Annotated in this window: 18 protein-coding genes and 1 other annotated feature; of the genes, 16 read left to right on the forward strand and 2 right to left on the reverse strand. The window is 64.4% G+C overall.

Annotated elements, in window-relative coordinates:
- Positions 1 to 76 precede the first annotated feature (76 nt).
- The 4 genes from H9X91_RS10920 to ileS all read left to right on the forward strand — a co-directional run bounded on the left by H9X91_RS10920 (position 77) and on the right by ileS (position 5039).
- The gene (locus tag H9X91_RS10920) at positions 77 to 247 is read left to right on the forward strand and encodes a hypothetical protein (RefSeq protein ID WP_204805029.1); all 171 of its coding nucleotides are present in this window, start codon (positions 77 to 79) and stop codon (positions 245 to 247) included.
- Between the two features lie 61 nt (positions 248 to 308).
- Complete coding sequence (locus tag H9X91_RS10925; RefSeq protein ID WP_204805031.1) at positions 309 to 1613, forward strand: hypothetical protein; 1305 nt, start codon at positions 309 to 311, stop codon at positions 1611 to 1613.
- A 69-nt stretch (positions 1614 to 1682) separates the two neighbouring features.
- Positions 1683 to 1935: a binding site (T-box leader), on the forward strand.
- A 50-nt stretch (positions 1936 to 1985) separates the two neighbouring features.
- Positions 1986 to 2189, forward strand: a complete 204-nt coding sequence (locus H9X91_RS10930; RefSeq protein WP_204805033.1) for a PF20097 family protein — start codon at positions 1986 to 1988, stop codon at positions 2187 to 2189.
- Positions 2190 to 2225: 36 nt separating this feature from the next.
- Positions 2226 to 5039, forward strand: a complete 2814-nt coding sequence (ileS, locus tag H9X91_RS10935) for an isoleucine--tRNA ligase (protein WP_204805036.1) — start codon at positions 2226 to 2228, stop codon at positions 5037 to 5039.
- Between the two features lie 75 nt (positions 5040 to 5114).
- On the opposite strand, the gene H9X91_RS10940 is transcribed toward ileS, so the two are convergent.
- Positions 5115 to 6113 (reverse strand): ATP-binding protein, encoded by a 999-nt coding sequence (locus tag H9X91_RS10940; RefSeq protein ID WP_204805038.1) that lies wholly within the window; start codon positions 6111 to 6113, stop codon positions 5115 to 5117.
- A gap of 6 nt (positions 6114 to 6119) precedes the next feature.
- Positions 6120 to 7043: a DnaD domain protein gene (locus H9X91_RS10945; RefSeq protein WP_204805039.1), complete on the reverse strand. Its 924-nt coding sequence runs from the start codon at positions 7041 to 7043 to the stop codon at positions 6120 to 6122.
- 236 nt (positions 7044 to 7279) lie between these two features.
- Between H9X91_RS10945 and H9X91_RS10950 the strand changes: the two genes are divergently transcribed.
- From H9X91_RS10950 to serS, 12 genes are all read left to right on the forward strand, one after another.
- Complete coding sequence (locus tag H9X91_RS10950; protein ID WP_204805040.1) at positions 7280 to 7618, forward strand: cell division protein ZapA; 339 nt, start codon at positions 7280 to 7282, stop codon at positions 7616 to 7618.
- Positions 7615 to 9729 (forward strand): U32 family peptidase, encoded by a 2115-nt coding sequence (locus H9X91_RS10955; protein WP_204805041.1) that lies wholly within the window; start codon positions 7615 to 7617, stop codon positions 9727 to 9729. Before H9X91_RS10950 ends, H9X91_RS10955 begins: the two co-directional genes overlap by 4 nt.
- 912 nt (positions 9730 to 10641) lie before the next feature.
- Positions 10642 to 11073, forward strand: a complete 432-nt coding sequence (locus H9X91_RS10960) for a dUTP diphosphatase (protein ID WP_204805042.1) — start codon at positions 10642 to 10644, stop codon at positions 11071 to 11073.
- Between the two features lie 9 nt (positions 11074 to 11082).
- A complete protein-coding gene (locus H9X91_RS10965) occupies positions 11083 to 11661 on the forward strand; it encodes a Maf family protein (RefSeq protein ID WP_204805043.1) in 579 nt (192 codons plus the stop codon).
- Positions 11662 to 11683: 22 nt separating this feature from the next.
- Positions 11684 to 12523 carry a rod shape-determining protein MreC gene (mreC, locus tag H9X91_RS10970; RefSeq protein ID WP_204805045.1) on the forward strand — a complete coding sequence of 280 codons (840 nt, stop codon included), beginning with the start codon at positions 11684 to 11686 and terminating at the stop codon, positions 12521 to 12523.
- 41 nt (positions 12524 to 12564) lie between these two features.
- Positions 12565 to 13077, forward strand: coding sequence for a hypothetical protein (locus H9X91_RS10975; protein ID WP_204805047.1), 513 nt, complete (start codon positions 12565 to 12567; stop codon positions 13075 to 13077).
- Positions 13078 to 13089: 12 nt separating this feature from the next.
- Positions 13090 to 15297, forward strand: a complete 2208-nt coding sequence (locus tag H9X91_RS10980; RefSeq protein WP_204805049.1) for a penicillin-binding transpeptidase domain-containing protein — start codon at positions 13090 to 13092, stop codon at positions 15295 to 15297.
- Positions 15298 to 15311: 14 nt separating this feature from the next.
- Positions 15312 to 17180: a glycoside hydrolase family 13 protein gene (locus H9X91_RS10985; protein ID WP_204805052.1), complete on the forward strand. Its 1869-nt coding sequence runs from the start codon at positions 15312 to 15314 to the stop codon at positions 17178 to 17180.
- A 174-nt stretch (positions 17181 to 17354) separates the two neighbouring features.
- Positions 17355 to 18113: a ParA family protein gene (locus H9X91_RS10990; protein ID WP_204805054.1), complete on the forward strand. Its 759-nt coding sequence runs from the start codon at positions 17355 to 17357 to the stop codon at positions 18111 to 18113.
- A 24-nt stretch (positions 18114 to 18137) separates the two neighbouring features.
- Positions 18138 to 19019 carry a ParB/RepB/Spo0J family partition protein gene (locus tag H9X91_RS10995; protein WP_204805057.1) on the forward strand — a complete coding sequence of 294 codons (882 nt, stop codon included), beginning with the start codon at positions 18138 to 18140 and terminating at the stop codon, positions 19017 to 19019.
- Positions 19020 to 19039: 20 nt separating this feature from the next.
- Positions 19040 to 19582: a hypothetical protein gene (locus H9X91_RS11000; protein WP_204805059.1), complete on the forward strand. Its 543-nt coding sequence runs from the start codon at positions 19040 to 19042 to the stop codon at positions 19580 to 19582.
- Positions 19583 to 19631: 49 nt separating this feature from the next.
- A complete protein-coding gene (serS, locus tag H9X91_RS11005; protein WP_204805061.1) occupies positions 19632 to 20936 on the forward strand; it encodes a serine--tRNA ligase in 1305 nt (434 codons plus the stop codon).
- Positions 20937 to 21127 lie beyond the last annotated feature (191 nt).

Here is a 21127-nt window from a genome sequence, read left to right on the forward strand (position 1 = left end):
TCGGGTGAAACAAAACGCCCGCCTTCTTCGTCTTAATAAGTAGAGAGGGATTTAACATCAGAGGGGGTCTTTTTCCATGGAACAAAATCCGGCTGCCGCCACGCTTTGGCGCATGTGGGTGGATACCAAGCGGCGCATCGTTTCCTTTCATGAGGAAAAGGACTGCCAGCTGCTGGAATTCCGCAGCCATGAGATGTTTCTGAACTGCGTGGACCAATACGCCTGCAAGCAATACCGCTATCAATGACCCTGCGGGGCCTTTCGGCCTCACTCCGGCGGCGGATGCCGCCTAAGGAGGCGTTCCATCGATGTCACACCGGCGCGGCCCGGCGCTGCTCTGTCTGCTGCTGGCCACTGTCCTGACTCTATCCGCCGCGGCGGTCTCCTCCAGGGGTGAGCCGCGGCCCGCCGTTCCTCACTCCCTGGAGGAGGAGACCGTCCACTACGGGGAGACGCCGGCCGTCCGGATCATCCCCCTGACAGATCTGGAGCGGGCGGACACCCAGGCAACGGACGGCATGACCGTCCCTGTGGATCCGGCGGAGATGTCCGCCGTCCTGGCGGAATGTACCTTGCAAGACGGCACCATCATCAGGCTCTACGCCGCGGCGGAGGGCCGGATCGATGGCGCTTTTGTGCGCCCGGACCAGGGCTGGTTCCGCTTTGTCCGGCTCTCTGACGGGACAAGCGCGTCCGCCGCCTTCGCCGTCAACCCCACCCTCACGCCTTTCGACGGCGTACTGGGGAAAACGGGCTTTCTGCTGCGGTATGCCAACCCCGCGGGGATCTACACCTATGACTACTGCTGGTTCGATCCGGACGGGTCCCTGCGCACGCTCCGCGCCACATTTGACCCGGTGGCACTGGATCTGGACGGCGACGGGACGGCCGAGCTGGCCTGGGAGATCGCGGAGTGGCAGAACTCGTTCTCCTTTTACTGCCGGGGCGCAGGCGGCGCCCTCTATCAGGTGACGCCCGGCGCCTGCCTGGAAAACGGCGGAACGCTGGTGGCTGTGGAGCAGGAGGGACCGGGTCCGGTCCGGCTGATCTACCGCTGTGAGGACGATGCCGGCCAGACTTCCTTCTGTGCCGTGACCTTCCAGGACGGCGCCCTGCGGATCGAGCCGAACATCGCCTATGTCCCCGCCGCCCCGGAGGATACGGTGGCTGTCCCGGACCCCACGGCAGGGCGGACGGCCCTGCCCCATGTGTCCGTCACCGCGCCGGACGGCCGGACCATGGACGGCGCCGGCGAGGCCGCTTACCTGGACCTGTGGTCCCTTCTCTGGAACAGCCCCTATGCCGCCCCGGCCGGGGCAGTGGTGGTCTCCACCGACGCGCCGCTGGACGAAGAGACCGCCTACACCGTCACCTTCTCCGACCCGGAGGCCGGCGAGACCTTCTCCTGGTCTCTGGATGCCGAGGGCGTCTGCCGGTTCGACGGCATCGCGGGCAACTGCCGCCTGGTGTGCACCGGCAGCGGCTCCCTGCCCGCATACTGCCACGACGTGCTGTCCCTCTACTGTGAAGCCAGCCGCACCGCCCGGAACTACGACGATCAGGGCCGCTGGCTGGGCTGGGATCTGGTCCCGGTCCAGAGCAAGGTCGGCTGAACCGGTATTTTTATAAAAACCGCCTTGACAAACCGCAAAAATGTGATACGATGATTCGGTAAACTGAACATTCCGGCGTGGAAAAGGACGAGTAGCCTTTCGATCCCTGCCAAGAGAGCCGCCGTTTGGTGCGAGGCGGCGAGGGGCGGATGGTGAAAATCACCTTGGAGCCTCCTGCTGAAAGACGACGCGAGTAGGCAAGGACGATCGATGCCCGTTACAGCATCGGCCCGTGACAGCGGGCATTGAGGGGCCGCTCCCCGTGAGGGGACGGCAGCGAGAGTGGTACCGCAGAGTGTTTTCAAAACGCTTTGTCTCTTGGAAAAGAGACAAAGCGTTTTTATTTTGCTCAAAAGGCAGGTGTGTACGACCATGAACTGCCCCTACTGTCAAAAGCCCATGGAGGCCGGCTATTTGAGCAGCGGCTCCCCCGTCTTCTGGTCGGAGGCCGTGTCCGGCCTTCCCGTTCCCACTCAACGGAGCGATGTGCCTCTTGGCGGAAAGCTGGGGCTGGTCACACGCCCCCGGGCCTTTCTGTGCCGGAACTGCAGGATCGTTCTCACCCGGTATCAATGAACATTCACTGACTGGTTTAAAGATAGGAGGAAACATATGGATTACAACAAGACCATCAATCTGCCGAAGACCGACTTCCCCATGCGGGCAGGTCTGCCCAAGCGGGAGCCGGAGATGCTCAGACGCTGGCAGGAGCAGGACGTCTACAAGGAACTGCTGAAGAAGAACGAGGGCAAGCCCCTCTTCTCCCTGCACGACGGCCCTCCCTTCTCCAACGGCGCCCTGCACATGGGCCACGCCCTGAACAAGTCCATCAAGGACTTTATCACCCGGTCCTACGCCATGCGGGGCTACTACACCCCCTATATCCCCGGCTGGGACAACCACGGCATGCCCATCGAGTCCGCCATCATCAAGGAGCAGAAGCTCAACCGCAAGGCCATGAGCGTGCCGGAGTTCCGCTCCGCCTGCCACGCCTATGCCCAGCACTATGTGGATGTCCAGAGCGAGGGCTTCCAGCGGATGGGCGTCATCGGCGACTGGGAGCACCCCTATCTCACCATGAATCCCGGCTTTGAGGCCGAGGAGGTGAAGGTGTTCGGTGCCATGTACAAGAAGGGCTATATCTACAAGGGCTTCAAGCCCGTGTACTGGTGCCCCCACGACGAGACGGCCCTGGCCGAGGCGGAGATCGAGTATCAGGACGACCCCTGCACCACCGTGTACGTGAAGTTCCCCATGCACGACGACTGCGGCAAGCTGTCCGGCGTGGACCACAGCAGGCTGTTCTTCGTGATCTGGACCACCACCATCTGGACCCTGCCGGGCAACCTGGCCATCGCCCTGCACCCCGACGAGTCCTACGCCCTGGTGAAGGCCTCCAACGGAGAGGTCTATATCATGGCCGAGGCCCTGACGGACAAGGTCATGAAGCTGGGCGGCTTCGACGGCTATGAGATCCTGGAGACCCACCCCGGCTCTTTCTTCGAAGGCATGCTGGCGGACCACCCCTTCCTGCCCAAGACCTCCCGCCTGGTGCTGGCAGACTATGTCACCATGGACTCCGGTACCGGCTGCGTCCACACCGCCCCCGGCTTCGGCGCCGACGACTATCAGACCTGCAAGCGCTACGGCATCGAGATGGTGGTGCCCGTGGACGACCAGGGCCGCCACACCGACTACGCCGGCAAGTACGCCGGCATGAGCACCGACGAGTCCAACCCCGTGATCCTGGCGGACATGAAGGAGAGCGGCATGCTCTTCGCCCAGGAGGACATCGTCCACAGCTATCCCCACTGCTGGCGCTGCAAGCACCCCATCATCTTCCGGGCCACGCCCCAGTGGTTCTGCTCCGTGGATTCCTTCAAGGACGAGGCCTGCGCCGCCTGCGACGACGTGCGCTGGGTCCCCGGCTGGGGCATCGACCGGATGAAGGCCATGATCCGGGAGCGGACCGACTGGTGCATCTCCCGCCAGCGCCGGTGGGGCCTGCCCATCCCCGTAGTATACTGCAAGGACTGCGGCAAGCCCATCTGCACGGATGAGACCATCGCCGCCATCTCCGCCCTGTTTGAGAAGGAGGGCTCCAACGCCTGGTTCGCCAAGGAGGCGGAGGAGATCCTGCCGGAGGGCTTCACCTGCCCCCACTGCGGGAGCAAGGCCGGCTTCACCAAGGAGGAGGACACTCTGGACGGCTGGTTCGACTCCGGCTCCACCCACTTCGCTGCCATGAAGCGGGATCAGGGCTTCTGGCCCGCCACCGTGTATATGGAGGGCCTGGATCAGTACCGCGGGTGGTTCCAGTCCTCCCTGCTGACCGCCGTGGGCGCCTTCGGCAACGGCGCGCCCTTCAAGGAGTGCATCACCCACGGCTGGACCGTGGACGGCGAGGGCAAGGCCATGCACAAGTCCCTGGGCAACGGCATGGACCCCTATGAGATCTTCGACAAATACGGCGCGGACCTGCTGCGCCTGTGGGCCGCCAGCGCCGACTACCACGCCGACATGCGCTGCTCCGACGGCATCTTCAAGCAGCTGAGCCAGAACTACCTGAAGTTCCGCAACACCGCCCGGTACTGCCTGGGCAACCTGGACGGCTTCGACCCCAACGACCTGGTGCCCGCCGCGGAGATGGAGGAGCTGGACCGCTGGGCCGTCACCCGCCTGAACGCCCTCATCGAAAAGTGCTTCCAGGCCTATGACGACTATGAGTTCAACGCCGTCACCCACGCGGTGAACGAGTTCTGCGTGCTGGACATGTCCAACTTCTATCTGGACATCATCAAGGACCGGCTGTACTGCGAGGAGACCGATGGTCTCAAGCGCCGCAGCGCCCAGACCGCCCTGTTCCTGATCCTGGACACCATGACCAAGATCATGGCCCCCATCCTGTGCTTCACCTGCGACGAGATCTGGCAGGCCATGCCTCACCGCAGCGGCGACGACGTGCGGAACGTGGTGCTCAACGAGATGAACCAGCCCTTCACGGACTACGCCCTGGACGAGGCGGCCATGGAGAAGTGGTCCACCGTGGAGAAGCTACGGGATGATGTGAACGCCGTGCTGGAGGCCGCCCGGGCCGAGAAGAAGATCGGCAAGGCCCTGGAGGCCCATGTGGCCCTCCACGCCGGAGACGACGCGGCCGCCGCCGCGCTGGTCCAGGTGATGGGCCTGAATCTGGCGGAGCTCTTCATCGTCTCCGACTGCCAGATCTCCAACGCGGAGCCGGACAGCGCCGCCACCGTGGGCCAGGGCGCCAGCTTCCCCGGCCTGACCGTGGAGATCCGGGAGGCCACCGGCGAAAAGTGCGAGCGGTGCTGGATGCACAGCCCCACCGTGGGTGCCGACGCGGACCATCCCACCCTCTGCGCCCGCTGCGCCGCCGTGGTGCGGAAGCTGCCCCAGTTCTGATCATTCAACGCACAAACGGAAAGGTCCCGGCCGATCGGCCGGGACCTTTTTTGCTCGCTTAAGAGATCCTGTGATTCAATTCCCCTGGGCCCGCTCCTTTTTCAGCCTGCGGATGTCCTCCCCCGCAAAGGGCAGCAGGGTGTACTCCCCCTCGATCCGGGAGGCGATCTGGGGCGTGTACCGCCGGGCCAGCTCACCGGGCGTGAGATTCGTGCTGATGATGGTGGAGCGGCGCTCCATCAGGCGGGTGTTGACGATCTGATACAGGGCGCTGTGGACAAAGGCCGTGGTCATCTCGGACCCCAGGTCGTCCAGGATCAGCAGGTCGCAGTTCAGCACCCGCTCCACATGGTCGTCCGCCTCTTCCTCCCGGGCGAATTTCTGCTGCTCGAACTGCCCGAAGACATGGCCCGCCGTGTCATAGACCACAGAGAACCCCTTTTCACTGACCTCCCGGGCGATGGCGGCAGACAGGTGGGTCTTTCCCAGCCCCGGCGCCCCGAAGAGCAGGAGGTTCGCCGGCCGCCTGCCGAACTGGTGGGCAAAGTCCCCGCAGATGTCATAGACCGTCTCCATATGCTCCCGGACGGTGACGCCGATGTCCCGGTCGTAGCGGTCCGGATACCAGTCCGTGGAAAAGGTGTCAAAGCTCTGGCTGCCCAGATCCAGCATCCGGGAGAGCTCCTTCTGCTGCTCCCGGGCGTAGTAGGCCCGCAGGCAGCGGCACATCTGGCCGCCCCGGTAGCCGGTGTCCCCGCAGAGCGCACAGGCCGGCGCCTCCTCCAGGGCGTCCTCCGGCAGGCCCATTTTTTTCAGCAGCTCCCGCTTTTCCGTCTGGAGGCTCAGATTCTCATCCCGCAGCACCGCCACCGCCGACCGGGGATCTGTCCCGTGGCGGAGGGCGCTGGTGATGATGCGGCTCATGGTGCTGCGCAGCTGACTGTCGATCTCCCGCAGCCGGGGCTGGCGGGCATAGATCCGCTCCCGCCGCTCCTGGTACTGGGTCTGCCGCCGCTGGCGGTCCTCCTCGAACCGCTGGAGCGCCTGACGCATCACCCTGCCGTCATATGCCACTGCCCATCACCTCCTGTTTCGATGCAGATCCTGCATGTATCTGCGCATCTCCCGGTCCGTATCCCCGGAAAGCTGCCCCTCGGCCCTGCGGGCCGCCGGACGGTCCCCCGCCTGGATCTCCTCCGCCGTGTGGAGCCCCGCCTCGTGCCACCGCTTCAGAATACCGTTGCAGTAGGCCCATTTCAGCTCGTGGCACTTCAGCATGGTCTTGTCGTAGGCCAGGGCCACCGCCTCCGGCGGAAAGCCCATCTCCTGCCAGGAGAGGAGATACTTCTCCTCCGACGGCGCGGGATATCGGTCCCCCAGCTGCAAAGCCCGCATATACTGGGGCAGCGCCCCCTGCCGCCGGGCGTAAGCCCTGAGATAGGCATCCGCCGCCGACTGGGTGTCGATACCCATCCGGGCCCAGGCGTAGCCCTCCTTCTCGATCTGCTTCATGCCGGGGCGGCGGCCCGGGCCGAACCGGCGGCTCACCCGTTCCGCACAGTGGCAGACCAGGAGATATACCACATCCTCCGGCAGGCCCAGATAATCGGTCAGTCCCAGCAGGACCCCCACATCCGCGGTGGTGAGCTTCTTTCCCAGCTTCCCCTCCACCGCCCGGACCAGTGCCTGAAACGCACCGCTCTCCTCCAGCCGCTCTGCCACTTCGGATTGCTGGTAGACGGGCCGCTCCTCCGCCGGGGCGGGGGGCGTCTCCGCCGGGGCCACCAGCCCCAGCTCCCGCAGGACGGCCTCCGCCGCCTCGATGCGGCTGCGGTCCCACCGCAGCTCCCCCGCCAGGGACCGGGGCGGCACGGTGCCCTGATGCCGCAGCAGCGCCAGATACAGCAGCGCCGCGTCTCCGTCCCCCCGGTCCAGCAGCCGCTTCACCGTGGCCGCAGACAGGGTGACGCTCTCGTCCCCGGTATGTACCAGACAGCTGGGCATCCTCCGCCCCTCCCCTCTTTTTGAGCTTCCCTTATTCTACACGATTTTCCCCGGCAGGACAAGCCCTGTCAAAAAACTCCCCGGGGCGGTCTTTCCGCCTCCGGAAATGTGAATTTTTTCGAAACCTCCCGTTTTTCTGTGGCGCTGTCATTTTTCCTATGATATACTACAATTTATGATAATGGGCGGCATCTGCCCTGCCGCTGATCAATCTACCGACGAGGGGGAAGTTGTTTATGGCAAATCGTGTGGTCGTCAACATCTGCGGGGAGGAGCTCACCTTTATTGCAGAGGAGCCCTCCTCCTATATGCAGCGGGTGGGGGCCTATGTCAACGACAAGATGGCGGAGATCCTGGACAGCTCCAAGGTGGGCCGGACGGACGCCGCCGTTCTCACCGCCGTCAACATCACCGACGAGCTGTTCAAGGCCCAGGCAGAGGCGGACCAGCTCCGCGGTCAGATCAAAGGCTATCTGGATGAGGCCGGCAGGGCTCAGAGCGAGGCCAGCGAGCTGAAGCGGGAGGTCTTCCGCCTCCAGCAGAAGCTGGACGCTCTGAGCAAAAACCGGGGATGAGGCCGGAACTCCTCTCCCCCGCCGGCTCGCCGGAGGCTCTGCGGGCAGCGGTCCAGAACGGCGCGGGCGCGGTGTACCTGGGCTGGGGAGCCTTCAACGCCCGCCGGGGGGCGAAGAATTTTTCTGACCAGGAATTCGCCGACGCCCTGGTCTACTGCCACGAGCGGGGCGTCCGGGTCTTTCTGACCCTGAACACCCTGGTGACGGACCGGGAGCTGCCATCGGCCCTGGAGACCGCCCGGAAGGCTGCCCGCCTGGGGGTGGATTCCGTATTGGTGCAGGACTGGGGCCTGTTCGATCTGCTGCGCCGCGCCCTGCCGGACCTGCCCCTCCACGCCAGCACCCAGATGAGCCTTTTCACCTCCGGCGGTGCCCGGGAGATCGCCGCCGACGGCTGCGAGCGGGTGGTCATCGCCCGGGAGTGCTCCGCCGAGGACACCCGGACCATCTGCGAGAACTGCCCCGTGGAGGTGGAGGTCTTCGCCCACGGGGCTCTGTGCATGTGCTACTCCGGCCAGTGCGAGATGAGCGCCCTCATCGGGGGCCGCTCCGGCAACCGGGGCCGGTGCGCCCAGCCCTGCCGCCTGCCCTACGGGGTCAACGGCCCTGCCAAAAACACCTATCCCCTGAGTCTGAAGGACAGCTGTCTGGCGGACCGGCTGGGAGAGATGGCGGACATGGGCGTGGCCTGCGTGAAGCTGGAGGGCCGCATGAAGCGGCCGGAGTACGTGGCCGTCATCACCCGCATCTACGCCCGCCTGCTGGAGGAGGGCCGCGGTCCCACCGACGCCGAGCGGGCGGAGCTGGAGCGGGCCTTTTCCCGTTCCGGCTTCACCGACGGCTACTGGCGGGGCCGGCACGGCGCCGCCATGTTTGGAACCCGGCCGGAAAATGCCCCGGACCCCAAGGACCTCTTTGACGAGGCCCGCCGGGCCTATGAAAAGGACAACCTGCGGACGGTGCCGGTGGATCTCTCCTGCTCGGTCACGGCGGGAGCCCCCTGCGCCCTGACGGCGTCGGACCGGGACGGCCACACGGTGACGGTCACCGGCCCGGTGCCGGAGGCCGCCCGGACCCGGGCCCTGGACGGGCTGGAGCTGGAGGCCCGCCTCCGCAAAACCGGCGGCACCGCCTACCGCTGTGACAACGTGGTCACGCTGGTGGACGAGGGCCTGTCTCTCCCTGCCAGCGCCGTCAACGCCCTGCGGCGGGATGCCCTGACGGCCCTTACCGCCGCCCGCACCGCGCCGCCCAAGCGCCGAGAGCTGCCGGCGCCGCTTCTGCCGGATATCGACTGCTCTGCAGAGACACCCCAGTTCACCTTGTCCGTGGCCCGGCTGGACCAGCTCTCCCCCGCCCTCTTGAACATGGCTCGTCCCGCCCGGATCTACGTCCCGCTGGAAGAGGTCTCCCGGCTGGAGACCCTTCCGGGAGAAGGCCCGGAGTGGTGCGCCGTCCTGCCCCGGGTGTGGCGGGAGCGGGACGAGCCGGCACTCCGCTCCCAGCTGGAGCGGGCCCGCGCCCTGGGCTTCACCGGTGTGCTGATCGGGAACCTGGGCCATCTGCCCCTGGTGCGGGGGATGGACTTCCGCCTCTACGGCGACTACGGCCTGAACGTGTTCAATTCCCGGTCCCTGGCCTATCTGAAGGAGAAGGGGCTGGAGAGCGCCTGCGTGTCCTTTGAGCTGCGGTTCGCCCAGATCCGGGACCTGAAGAAAGTCCTGCCGGCGGAGGCCATCGTCTACGGCCGTCTGCCCCTGATGATCACGGAGAACTGCCTGGTACAGAACGAGACCGGCTGCCGCCTGGACCGGCAGGGCGCCTGTGTGCCGAAAGACGGGCCCTGCTGCCGGCCCACGGTCCTGAAGGACCGCACCGGCGCCGCCTTCCCTCTGCTGCCGGCCTACGGCCACCGGACGGAGATCCAGAACAGCAAGCCGCTGTATCTGGCGGACCGGCCGGACTATCAGCGGCTGGGCCTTTCTCTTGCCCGCCTCCGGTTCACCACGGAGACGGCGGAGGAATGTGTCCGCATCGCGCAAAATTATCTGGACGGCGCGCCCGCAGCCGGTGATTTCACCCGGGGGCTCTACGAGCGGGGCGTGGAGTAAGGAGTCCCGCGAGCCGGGCTGCCGGGAGGCGGCAACTGGGCTCCTGCTCCCGCAGGGGGCATTGTCCATGCGGGATGCGCCCCCCATTCTCTTTTTGGTCTTGCCCAAAAAGAGAATGCGCCGCGCCCGGTGGAAGAGAAAAAGGCGCTTCGGCGGGTCGGTCTGCGCAGGCGCAGACCTCCTGCCGCCGGCGGGGGAAGGCTGGCTGTCCCTCGCAGCAGTCAGGGACGGAAACGCCCCGCCCTTGGGGAAACCTTTGGCCCGGGGAAGTCAGGGATACATGCTGCGCCGATTTTCGCTGCCGCTGGCCGGTAGTTGATGAAGGCTTCGGCATAGGGCAATGCAGCAGCTCCTACGACCACCCGGGCAGCGCGTAGCGACTGCGCAGCCGTTGGCGGCTTTGCCGCTTACGGATGCGGCGTGCCCCTTGCGGGCAAGCGGAACGCGCGGAAAGAGAAGCTGGTCAAATGCGTTCTTGCAACCCGATGCCGTCGGCACCCGCGCCGCGGGAATCAACTGTCAAGTCTCTGCGGCACCCCGCCGCGCCTGTCGTACAGTCCTCGCAAACCCGCAGGCACCCTCTCACGCCGACCCTCGCACAGCAACTTTGCACGCATGTGCAAAGTTGCGACCAAAGCGGTCTTTTCTTTTGGACCGTGCACGGCCCGTTTTCTTTTCCACAAGATGGAAAAGAAAATGGGGGGGCGCATCCCCGCTGGACAAGCCCCCTGCGGGAGCAGACACCCCCCTGGCCGCCGTTCGGCGGCCCCTCCGCACCTTACACAGCCGAACGGCAAGCCGCACCCGTTCAGCCAGCGAGGCACCCAACAGCCCGATACTCCCTCATTTTTCTATACAATACATAAATTTTATTGAATATTATACAAACCGTATTTGTTTTTGGAGTTTGACATGGAAGAGATCAAGGTAAAATATTTCACAGACGACATCGACGAGCTGTGCTATGTGGAGGGCAAATCCGACTGGATCGACCTCCACGCAGCAGAGACCGTCACCATGAAGGCGGGGGAGTTCCGCCTGATCCCCCTGGGGGTCGCCATCGCCCTGCCTGAGGGCTATGAGGCCCACATCGTTCCCCGCAGTTCCACATTTAAAAATTACGGCATCCTGCAGACCAACTCCATGGGCGTGGTGGATTACACCTACCGGGGCGACGGCGACCAGTGGCGGATGCCCGCCTACGCCACCCGGGACGTGACCATCGAGAAAAACGCCCGCATCTGCCAGTTCCGCATCGTGCAGAACCAGCCCAGGCTGACCTTCACCAGGGTGGAGCACCTGGACGGCCCCGACCGGGGCGGCTTCGGCTCCACGGGAAAGTGAGGGCGGATCATGGCGAAGATCGTTTTGGCCTCCGGCTCTCCCCGGCGGCAGGAGCTGCTGCAGCGCATCGGCATCACGGACTTTGACGTCCGGGTGCCTCAGACGGAGGAGACGTATCCCGCCGGCCTCTCCCCCCGGGAGACGGTGGAGTACATCTCCCGGGAGAAGTCCGACGCGGCCGCCGCCCTCTGCGCACCGGACGAGATCGTCATCACCGCGGACACCATGGTGTTTCTGGACGACGCGCGTCTGGGCAAACCCGCCGATGAGGCAGACGCCCTGCGGATGCTGACGGCCCTTCAGGGCCGCCGGCACACGGTGTGTACCGGCGTCACTGTCCGCCGGGGGGATGAGATCCTGACGGAGAGCGAGTCCACCGACGTGTATTTCCGCCCCGCTGCGGAGGCGGAGCTCCGGGGCTACATCCGCACCGGCGAGCCCATGGACAAGGCCGGGGCTTACGGCGTCCAGGGCCTGGGTGCCTTGCTGGTGGAGCGGCTGGACGGGGACTTTTTCAATGTGATGGGGCTGCCGGTCCTGCGGCTGAGCCGGATGCTGGAGCGATTCGGCGTCCGCTTCTTCCACTGACCACGGATCAGGAGGGTTTTCTGTGAAGAAATTTTTCAGGGAGCACGGCATCTGGGTCCTGTTTGCCACGGCGGTGATCTCCGTGGCGCTGGCTCTCATGTCCTTTTTCTCCAATACCTCCTCCCCCCTGTCCAATCTGGCGGGGATCATCGCGTCTCCCTTCCGGTCCGCCTACACGGCGGTCGCAGACTGGATCTCAGACAAGCAGAACTACTACCAGGACGTCACCGCGCTGGAAGAGGAGAACGCCGCCCTGAAGCGGGAAAACGCCATTCTCCGGGCGAAGAATCGGCTGGCGGAGACGAACAACGAGGAGAACGCCCGCCTCCGGCAGCTTTTGAACCTGCGGCCCCAGAATTACGATCTGGAGCTGGAGACCGCCGCTGTCACAGAGCGGAGCGTCACCAACTGGTCCTCCTCTCTGACGCTGAATGTGGGCACCGACCACGGTGTGGAGGTGGGGGACTGCGTCATCGACGAGACCTATGCCCTGGTGGGCGTGGTCAGCACGGTGGGGCTGAACTGGTGCACCGTCCTCACCATCGTGGACACCGATACCTCTCTGGGCGCCCAGGTGTTCCGCACCAACGACCTGGGCCTGGCGGTGGGCGACTTCTCCCTGATGCGGGAGAACCGCCTGCGGCTGGACTATCTTCCGGCGGACTGCCAGCTGCTGGGCGGTGACCTGGTGGTCACCTCCGGCCTGGGAGGCTACTATCCCCCGGACCTCTCCATCGGCACGGTGGAAGAGGTCCAGCTGAGCGACTCCGGCGCCTCCTCCTATGCGGTGCTGGTGCCGGAGGCGGACTTCGACCAGCTTGTGGAGGTCTTTGTCATCAAATCCTTTGATATCCAGACCTGAGCGCATCCGCTCGGCGTCTTTTTCGGAAAGGAGGTCCCGCCTTGCTGGCGCGCAATGAGACGATCTTCAAATGGGCCCTGTACGCCGGGGCCACCGCAGTGTTCTTCCTGCTGCAGGGCGGCGTGCTCCAGCGGATCAGCCTCTGGGGCGTCATCCCCTTTGTCTTTCCCATCCTGGTGGCTGTGGTGGGGATGTATGAAGGGCCGCTTCCCGGCTCTGTCTACGGACTGACGGTCGGGGTGCTCTGCGATCTGCTGCTGCCGGCCTTTATCCCCTGTTTCTACACGCTGGTCTTCCCGGCAGTCGGACTGTGCGCGGCGCTGGTCTCCCAAAACCTGCTGCCGGCCGGCTTCCTCTGTGCCGCCGTCACCTCTGTCACCGGCTTTTTCTTCACAGACCTGTTCCACTGCTTTTTGCTGTGGGCCCGGGGGCAGAACGCCTGGGCTGCCGGCGCCCGCCTTTTCGCACAGGAGGTCGGTGTCTCCATCCTGCTGATCATCCCGGTGGTGCTGCTGTTTTCCGCTGTATTCCGCCGGACCCATCTGGACGACTAAGAAGGAGTACCCATGGATCAAAAGCAACCCCGCAACCTTCGCCTGTATATCCTGGCAGGCCTGTTCCTCGCCGTGATGGCGGTGTTTCTGGGCGTCTTGTATGACACCCAGGTCAACGATTACGAAACTTATTACGCCAGCTCCGTCCGCAGCATTGCCCGGTCGGAGCCGGTGGAGGCCGCCCGGGGCAACATCACCGACCGCAACGGAAAAGTTCTGGTGTCCAGCCGGTCCTCCTATAATCTGACGTTCGACGCCTCGCTGCTGGACGACGGCGAGGATGCCAACGAGGCCATCCTGCGCCTGCTGCAGCTGTGTCAGAGCCGGGGGATCAGCTGGGCGGATTACCTGCCCATCACCCGCACCTCTCCCTTCTCCTATCAGCTGGATTCCCTCGGCAGCACGGACAAGGGCCGCTTTCTCACCTATCTGAAAAGCCTGGACGAAGCGGCTGACGCCCTGGGGGACTATCTGCTGGCGCACCCCTCCCTGCTGGAGACCGTGGATGAGGACGGGGACCGCAGCAATCCCGCTGACGACATCCTGGAGGATGAGCGGCTGGACACGGACCGCAAAAAGGCCGATGCCCTGCTGGAGAAGCTGACCTCGGATCAGCTGACGGATACGCTGCTCACGCGCTCCGGCCTCTCCGCCACCCGCCTGATCGCCCAGATGCAGGAGGATTTCGGCCTCTCCGCCGCCTTTTCCGTGGAGGAAGCCCGGCTGGTGCTGGGCATCCAGTACGAGATCCGCAGCCGGAATCTCTCCAATGCAGAGGCCTATGTGCTGGCGGAGGATGTGGACGTGGAGCTGATCTCCCTGCTGAACGACGGAGACTACGCCGGCGCCAAGATCACCCCCTCCTCCGTCCGGGAGTACGAGACGACCTACGGGGCGCATATCCTGGGATATCTGGGCAGCATCGGCAGCCCGGAGGAGAAGGAGGCCCTGGGCGAGGGCTACGCCTGGGACGACTATGTGGGAAAGTCCGGTGTGGAGGCTGCCTTTGAATCCTACCTGAAGGGCAGCGACGGCGTCCGGGTGGTGTCCATGAACGAGGAGGGCAAGATCACCGGCGAGTACTACTCCACCGAGCCGGTTCCCGGCAACACGGTGGAGCTGACCATCGACCTGGACCTCCAGCAGGCAGCGGAGGACGCCCTGGCCGCCACCATCACGGCAATGAATGAAAGCGACCCCGTGGAATCCCGCGGCGGTGCCGCTGTGGTGCTGGACGTGGACACCCGGGAGGTCCTGGCCATGGCCTCCTATCCCACTTACGATCTGGCCACCTTCCGGCAGAGTGACATTTACGCTGCCCTGAACGCCGACCCCAACCGCCCCTTCAACAACCGGGCCACCCAGGGCCGTTATGCCCCCGGCTCCACCATCAAGCCTCTGACGGCCGTGGCGGCGCTGGAGGAGGGGCTCATCTCCCCCACCGAGCGGATCCGCACGCCCTACCGCTGGTACTATCCCAACGACCCCACCCACAGCTATATCAACTGCGCCGGCGGTGACCATGGCCGCCTGAATATCACGGAGGCCATCACCCGGTCCTGCAACTACTTCTTCGCCGAGATGGGCTATGAGCTGGGGATGGACACCTATCTGGAATATCTTCAGGCATTCGGACTGGGAGAGCATACCGATATCGAGATCGGCGACGCCGCCGGGACCCTCCCGGAAAACCCGGAGGGGCAGGACCGGGCCCCCTGGGCCGCTTTCGGCCAGGCCAACCAGGCCTACACGCCGCTGCAGCTGGCCAACTACATCGCCACGCTGGTCTCCGGCGGGGAATTCTGCCAGCCCCATCTGCTGAAGGCCGTAAAGACCTATGACAATACGGAAGTGGTGACTGTGGGCGAGACCAAGCCGGAGCGGGTGGTCTCCATTTCCGACTCCACGCTGCATGCCGTGAAGAGAGGCATGCTGGGCTACACCCAGCCCGGCGGCTCTGTGTACAACGCCTTCCGGAACTGCGTGGTCACCGCCGGCGCCAAGACAGGCACCTCTCAGCTGGGCGGTGATCAGACGGAAAACGGCGTGTTCGTCTGCTTCGCCCCCTATGACGACCCTGAGATCGCCGTTGCCATCGTCATCGAGCACGCCACCTGGGGCGCCAATGTGGCCTCCACCGGTGTGGCGATCCTCAACGCCTACTTCTCCGCCGATACGAACACCAGTTCCGTCACCGGCGAAAATCAACTGCTTCCCTAAGGAGATCTGTCCCCATGAGCGAACCCTTTGTCTTTGACCCCCGCTGTGACCTGTGCAAGGAGCCCTTCGGCGCTGCGGTCTGCGGCACAGCGGTCACCTTTCACTGCCGTCCCCTGGCCTCGGAGCATTTCTCTCACTGTGCGCTGGTCGCTGTCTGTGAGTTCTCCGGCACCCGGCAGGAGCTGGAGCTGTCCCTGGAGGGCCCTGCCGGCGAGCGGATCTGTTTTTCCGGCGTCTTCAGTGCCCCGCCCCAGCCGGAGCTGGTCTGGTATCACTTCCGCTTCTGGCGGGAGGACGGCACCGGCTGTGTTCTGGATAAGACCGGCTACCGCAGCGACGGGGAGACAGATCCCTGGCAGCTGACGGTCTACCGGGAAAGCCGCACGCCGGGCTGGTTCGGCGCCGGCGTGACTTACCAAATTTTTCCAGACCGCTTCTGCCGCCTGTCTGTGCCGAATCCGGACGGGCTGGTGGGCCGCCGCTGGGTCCATCAGGACTGGGACGACACGCCGGAGTGGCGGCCGGACCCGGACGGTGAGATCCGCAACCGGGACTTTTTCGGCGGCTCCCTGACGGGGATCACGTCGAAGCTGGACGATTTGAAGGCCCTGGGCGTCACCACCCTGTACCTGTGCCCCATTTTTGAGTCCGCCTCCAACCACCGCTACAATACGGCGGACTATACGAAGATCGATCCCATGCTGGGGACCGAGGACGATTTCCGTGCCCTCTGCGCCCAGGCGAAGGAGCGGGGCATGCGGGTGATCCTGGACGGTGTGTTCAACCACACCGGCTCTCAGAGCGTCTATTTCAATGCAGACGGCTGGTATCCCACCCTGGGCGCCGCCCAGAGTCAGGACTCTCCCTGGTACAGCTGGTACCGCTTCCTCCACTGGCCGGACTCCTATGACTCCTGGTGGGGCATCCACACCCTGCCGGCAGTGGAGGAGTCGGCCCCCTCCTACGTGGACTTTATCATTGATGGGGAGAACTCCATCATCCGCCGGTGGCTGCGGGCCGGAGCCTCCGGCTGGCGGCTGGACGTGGCGGATGAGCTGCCGGACTGGTTTCTGGTGAAGATCCGTGCCGCCATGGAGGAGACCGCCCCGGACAGCGTTCTCATCGGCGAGGTGTGGGAAGATGGCTCCAACAAGATCTCCTACTCCCAGCGGCGGCAGTATCTGCTGGGCAGCGAGACCCACGGGCTGATGAACTATCCCTTCCGCACCGCTCTGCTGGCCTATCTCCGCGGCGGCGACGCCGATGATTTCCGGGAGGCCATGGAGACCCTGCGGGAGAACTATCCTCCGGCGGCGTTCTATTCCGCCATGAATTTTCTAGGCACCCATGACACTCCCCGCATCCTGACGCTTCTGGGTACGGACCATACGCCGGAGAGCAAGGCGGACCGGGCGGACTACCGCCTGCTCCCCTGGGAGCGGAGCAGGGCTGCGGCAAAGCTGCGGCTGGCATCTCTGGTGCTGTTCACCTTTCCCGGCTCCCCGATGATCTATTACGGAGACGAGGCCGGGATGGAGGGCTTTGAGGACCCCCTGAACCGCGGGACCTATCCCTGGGGCCATGAGGACCGGGATCTTCTTGCCTGGTTCTCCCGGTTGGGTGCTCTCCGGAACGGCTACCCTGTCCTGCAGACCGGGGCGCTCCGCTGGCTCTGTACGGCAGGTCCCCTGCTGGCCTTTGCCAGAGAGGACGGGCAGGTGCGGCTGGTGACGGCCGTGAATGCCTCAGATTCCCCCTGTTCTCTGGAGCTTCCCTGGGCTGCCGATTCCGCGCAGGATCTTCTCTCCGGCAGCTCTTTTGCCCCTGATGCCGGACGGCTCGTTCTGGAGCTTCCCCCCCGGGGCTGTCTGCTGCTTTCCTGACACCGGACGGATGTTTCACGTGAAACATCCGTCTTTCTTTTTTTCCGCTGTTTCACGTGAAACATTTCCCGCGGTTTTTCTCTTTTTGCCTTGCATGTGCCGGGATGCCTTGTTATAATAGATATCTGCAAGCATTTCCTGTTCACACGGTATGTTCAGAAAGTAGGTGCCTTTGTGGCAAAAACCATCGCAATCGTCAATCAAAAGGGCGGCGTCGGAAAAACGACCACCTGTGTCAACCTGGCTGCGGCCCTGACAGAGGCCGGGCAGCGGGTCCTGCTCTGTGATTTCGATCCCCAGGCCAATTCCACCTCCGGCATGGGCGTGGACAAGACCGTCTCCAAGGGCGTCTATGACGCCCTCATCGGTGAGATCCCGGTGGAGGATGCCGTCGTCCACACGAAATACGGCGACGTTCTTCCCTCCAACAAGGCCCTGGCCGGGGCGGGCGTGGAGCTGATCGCCATGGACCGCCGGGAGTTCCTGCTGAAGGACGCGCTGGCCCGGCTCAAGGACCGTTATGACTTTCTTTTTATTGACTGCCCGCCCTCTCTGGAGCTGCTGACGCTGAACGCGCTCTGTGCCGCAGACTCCATTCTGGTGCCGGTCCAGGGGGAATACTACGCCCTGGAGGGTCTCAGCGACCTGATGAACACGGTGCGGATCGTCCGCCGTTCCCTGAACCCGCAGCTGGAGCTGGACGGCGTCCTGCTGACCATGTTCGACGGGCGCACCAATCTGGCCCTGCAGGTGGCGGAGGAAGTGAAGCACTACTTCCCCGGCAAGGTCTACGCCACGGTGATCCCCCGGAATGTGCGCCTCAGCGAGGCGCCCAGCCACGGCAAGCCCATCACCGCCTATGACCGGACCTCCCGCGGCGCGGAGGCCTATACCGCCTTTGCGGCGGAGTTCCTGAAAAAGCAAAGTGCCTGATTCTCTCTGGAAAGGAGCGTTCCCATGGCATCCAAGAAACCCTCCGGACTTGGCCGGGGCCTCGGCGCCCTGCTGGGCGACGACGTCCTGAAGGCCGAGACCACCGGAAGCCTCTACCTCCCCATCGCCCAGGTGGAGAGCTGTTCCTCCCAGCCCCGGAAGCATTTTGACGAGGCCGCGCTGGCCGAGCTGGCCGACTCCATCCGGGAGCACGGCATCATCCAGCCCCTCACCGTCCGCAAGCTGGCCTCCGGCTACTATCAGATCATCGCCGGCGAGCGCCGCTGGCGGGCTGCCCGCCTGGCCGGGCTGCAGGAGGTCCCTGTCATCGTCATGGAGGCCGACGACCGCAAGGCGGCTGAGCTGGCCATGATTGAAAACCTCCAGCGGGAGGACCTGAACCCCATGGAGGAGGCCGCCGGCTTCCGATCCCTCATCGAGACATATCACATGACCCAGGAGGAGGCAGCCCAGCGTGTGGGCAAGTCCCGCAGCACCGTCACCAATGCCCTCCGGCTGCTGAATCTCACCCCCTCTGTGGCCAAGCTGGTGGAGGAGGACCGTCTCTCCGCCGGTCACGCCCGGGCGCTGCTGCCCCTCTCCCCTGCCCTGCAGGAGAAGGCCGCCAGCGCGATCCTCGCCGGCGGACTGTCCGTCCGGCAGACAGAAGCCCTGGCCAAGCGCCTGGCTGCGGAGCCGAAGGCGCCAAAGCCCGCAGACCTCGGAGCCGTGGACTATGCGGCCGAAGCCCAGAAGGAGCTGAGCTCCAAGCTGGGCCGGGGCGTCCGGATCGTCACCGGCCGGAAAAAGGGCCGGATCGAGCTGGAATACTACGGCATCGATGACCTGAACGACCTTCTGGAGGCTCTGGCGCTCCTCCGCTCCAAAAAACAGGAAACACCCTGATCCCGAAAGGACGGTAGACCATGAAATTCGAAAAACGCAGCGGCGGTGAAGCGGAGGCCCCATCTCCCGCCCCGGAGGACAAGCCCTCCGGGAAGAAGCCCGTTGTGATCTATATTATGATCCTGTTCATTGTGGCCTTCCTGCTGATGGCCCTGTCCTTCCTGATGCACCAGCGCAGCAATTCCGAGGTTCTGGGCGAGCTGCAGGACTCCGTCAGCGCCATGCAGGAGATCCAGACCACGCAGGATGCGCTGCTGGACCTGCAGGGCCAGCTGGATGACGCCCAGGACACCATCGATGAACTGGAGAGCCAGGCGGAAGCATCCAGCCAGGAGCTGACGGACGCACAGCAGGAAGCCGAGGCCCTTTTGGCCCTGTACACCCTGCAGCAGCAATACTCCGCCGGCGACCTGGCCGGCTGTCAGGCCAGCATCGAGGCCTTTGAGGCCAACGGCTACGCAGCCGCCCTGCCGGATACGGCGGGCGAGGGGATCACACCGCCTGCGCAGCGGTACGCCCAGCTGAAGGATGCCGTGGAATCCCGCACAGCAGCCGCCCATTGACCGCCGTTTCACGTGAAACCATCAACTTACGTTTAAGGAGAGAGAAACCATGCTGGATATCAAATTCATTCGGGAGAATCCCGATGCCGTACGAGAGAACATCAAGAAGAAGTTCCAGGACGCCAAGCTGCCCCTGGTGGATGAGGTCCTGGAGCTGGACGCCAGGCGCCGGGCTGCCATTGCGGAGGCAGATCAGCTCCGCTCCAACCGGAATCAGCTGAGCAAGCAGATCGGTATGCTGATGGGTCAGGCCAAAAAGGACCCCGGCAAGCTGGAAGAGGCCGAGGCCGTCAAGGCCCAGGTAAAGGAACAGGCGGACCGTCTGGCGGAACTGGAGCGGCAGGAGACCGAACTGGAGGCCAAGCTCCACCACGACATGCTGCTGATCCCCCAGATGATCGATCCCTCCGTGCCCATCGGCAAAGATGACAGCGAGAATGTGGAGGTCCAGCGGTTCGGCGAATGCAAGGTCCCCGACTTCCCCATCCCCTACCACGTGGACATCATGGAGTCCTTCGGCGGCATCGACCTGGACGCCGCAGGCCGTGTGTCCGGCAGCGGCTTCTACTACCTGCTGGGGGACATCGCCCGGCTCCACGAGGCGGTACTGGCCTATGGCCGGGACTTCATGATCAACAAGGGCTTCACCTACTGCATCCCCCCCTTCATGATCCACGGAAACGTGGTGGAGGGCGTCATGAGCCAGACCGACATGGACGGCATGATGTACAAGATCGAGGGCGAAGACCTGTATCTCATCGGCACCAGCGAGCACTCCATGATCGGCCGGTTCATCGACCAGATCCTGCCTGCCGAGAGCCTGCCCCAGACCCTCACCTCCTACTCTCCCTGCTTCCGCAAGGAGAAGGGCGCCCACGGCATCGAGGAGCGGGGCATCTATCGCATTCACCAGTTTGAGAAGCAGGAGATGATCGTGGTCTGCAAGCCTGAGGAGTCCAAGGACTGGTACGAGAAGCTGTGGCAGATGTCCGTGGAACTGTTCCGGTCCATGGACATCCCGGTCCGGCAGCTGGAGTGCTGCTCCGGCGACCTGGCGGACCTGAAGGTGAAGTCCTGCGATATCGAGGCCTGGTCCCCCCGCCAGCAGAAGTTCTTCGAGGTCTGCTCCTGCTCCAACCTGGGCGACGCTCAGGCCCGGCGGCTGCGCATCCGCTACAAGGACGAGAACGGCAAGATGCAGCTGTGCCACACCCTGAACAACACCTGCGTGGCGCCGCCCCGGATGCTGATCGCCTTCCTGGAGAACAACCTCCAGGCCGACGGCACCGTCCGTATCCCGGAGGTCCTTCGCCCCTATATGGGCGGCACGGAAGTCCTGATCCCCAAGAAATAATTCCAAATTGTAATATATTCATAAAATAATACAATTTGTCAAACCGCTTTCCAGACGCTGGAGACACCGCCAGCGCAGCGGAAGCCCACATTCCCCCTGCTCCAGCGGCTCCAGCCCGGTCTGGCCCCGCAAACCGCTGCGGCACAAGGGACTGTGGCTTCCCTTGTCCTGGCTGGCGGCGCCCGTCCGGA

This window comes from Oscillibacter valericigenes (assembly GCF_016902445.1).
Classification (GTDB): domain Bacteria; phylum Bacillota; class Clostridia; order Oscillospirales; family Oscillospiraceae; genus Oscillibacter; species Oscillibacter avistercoris.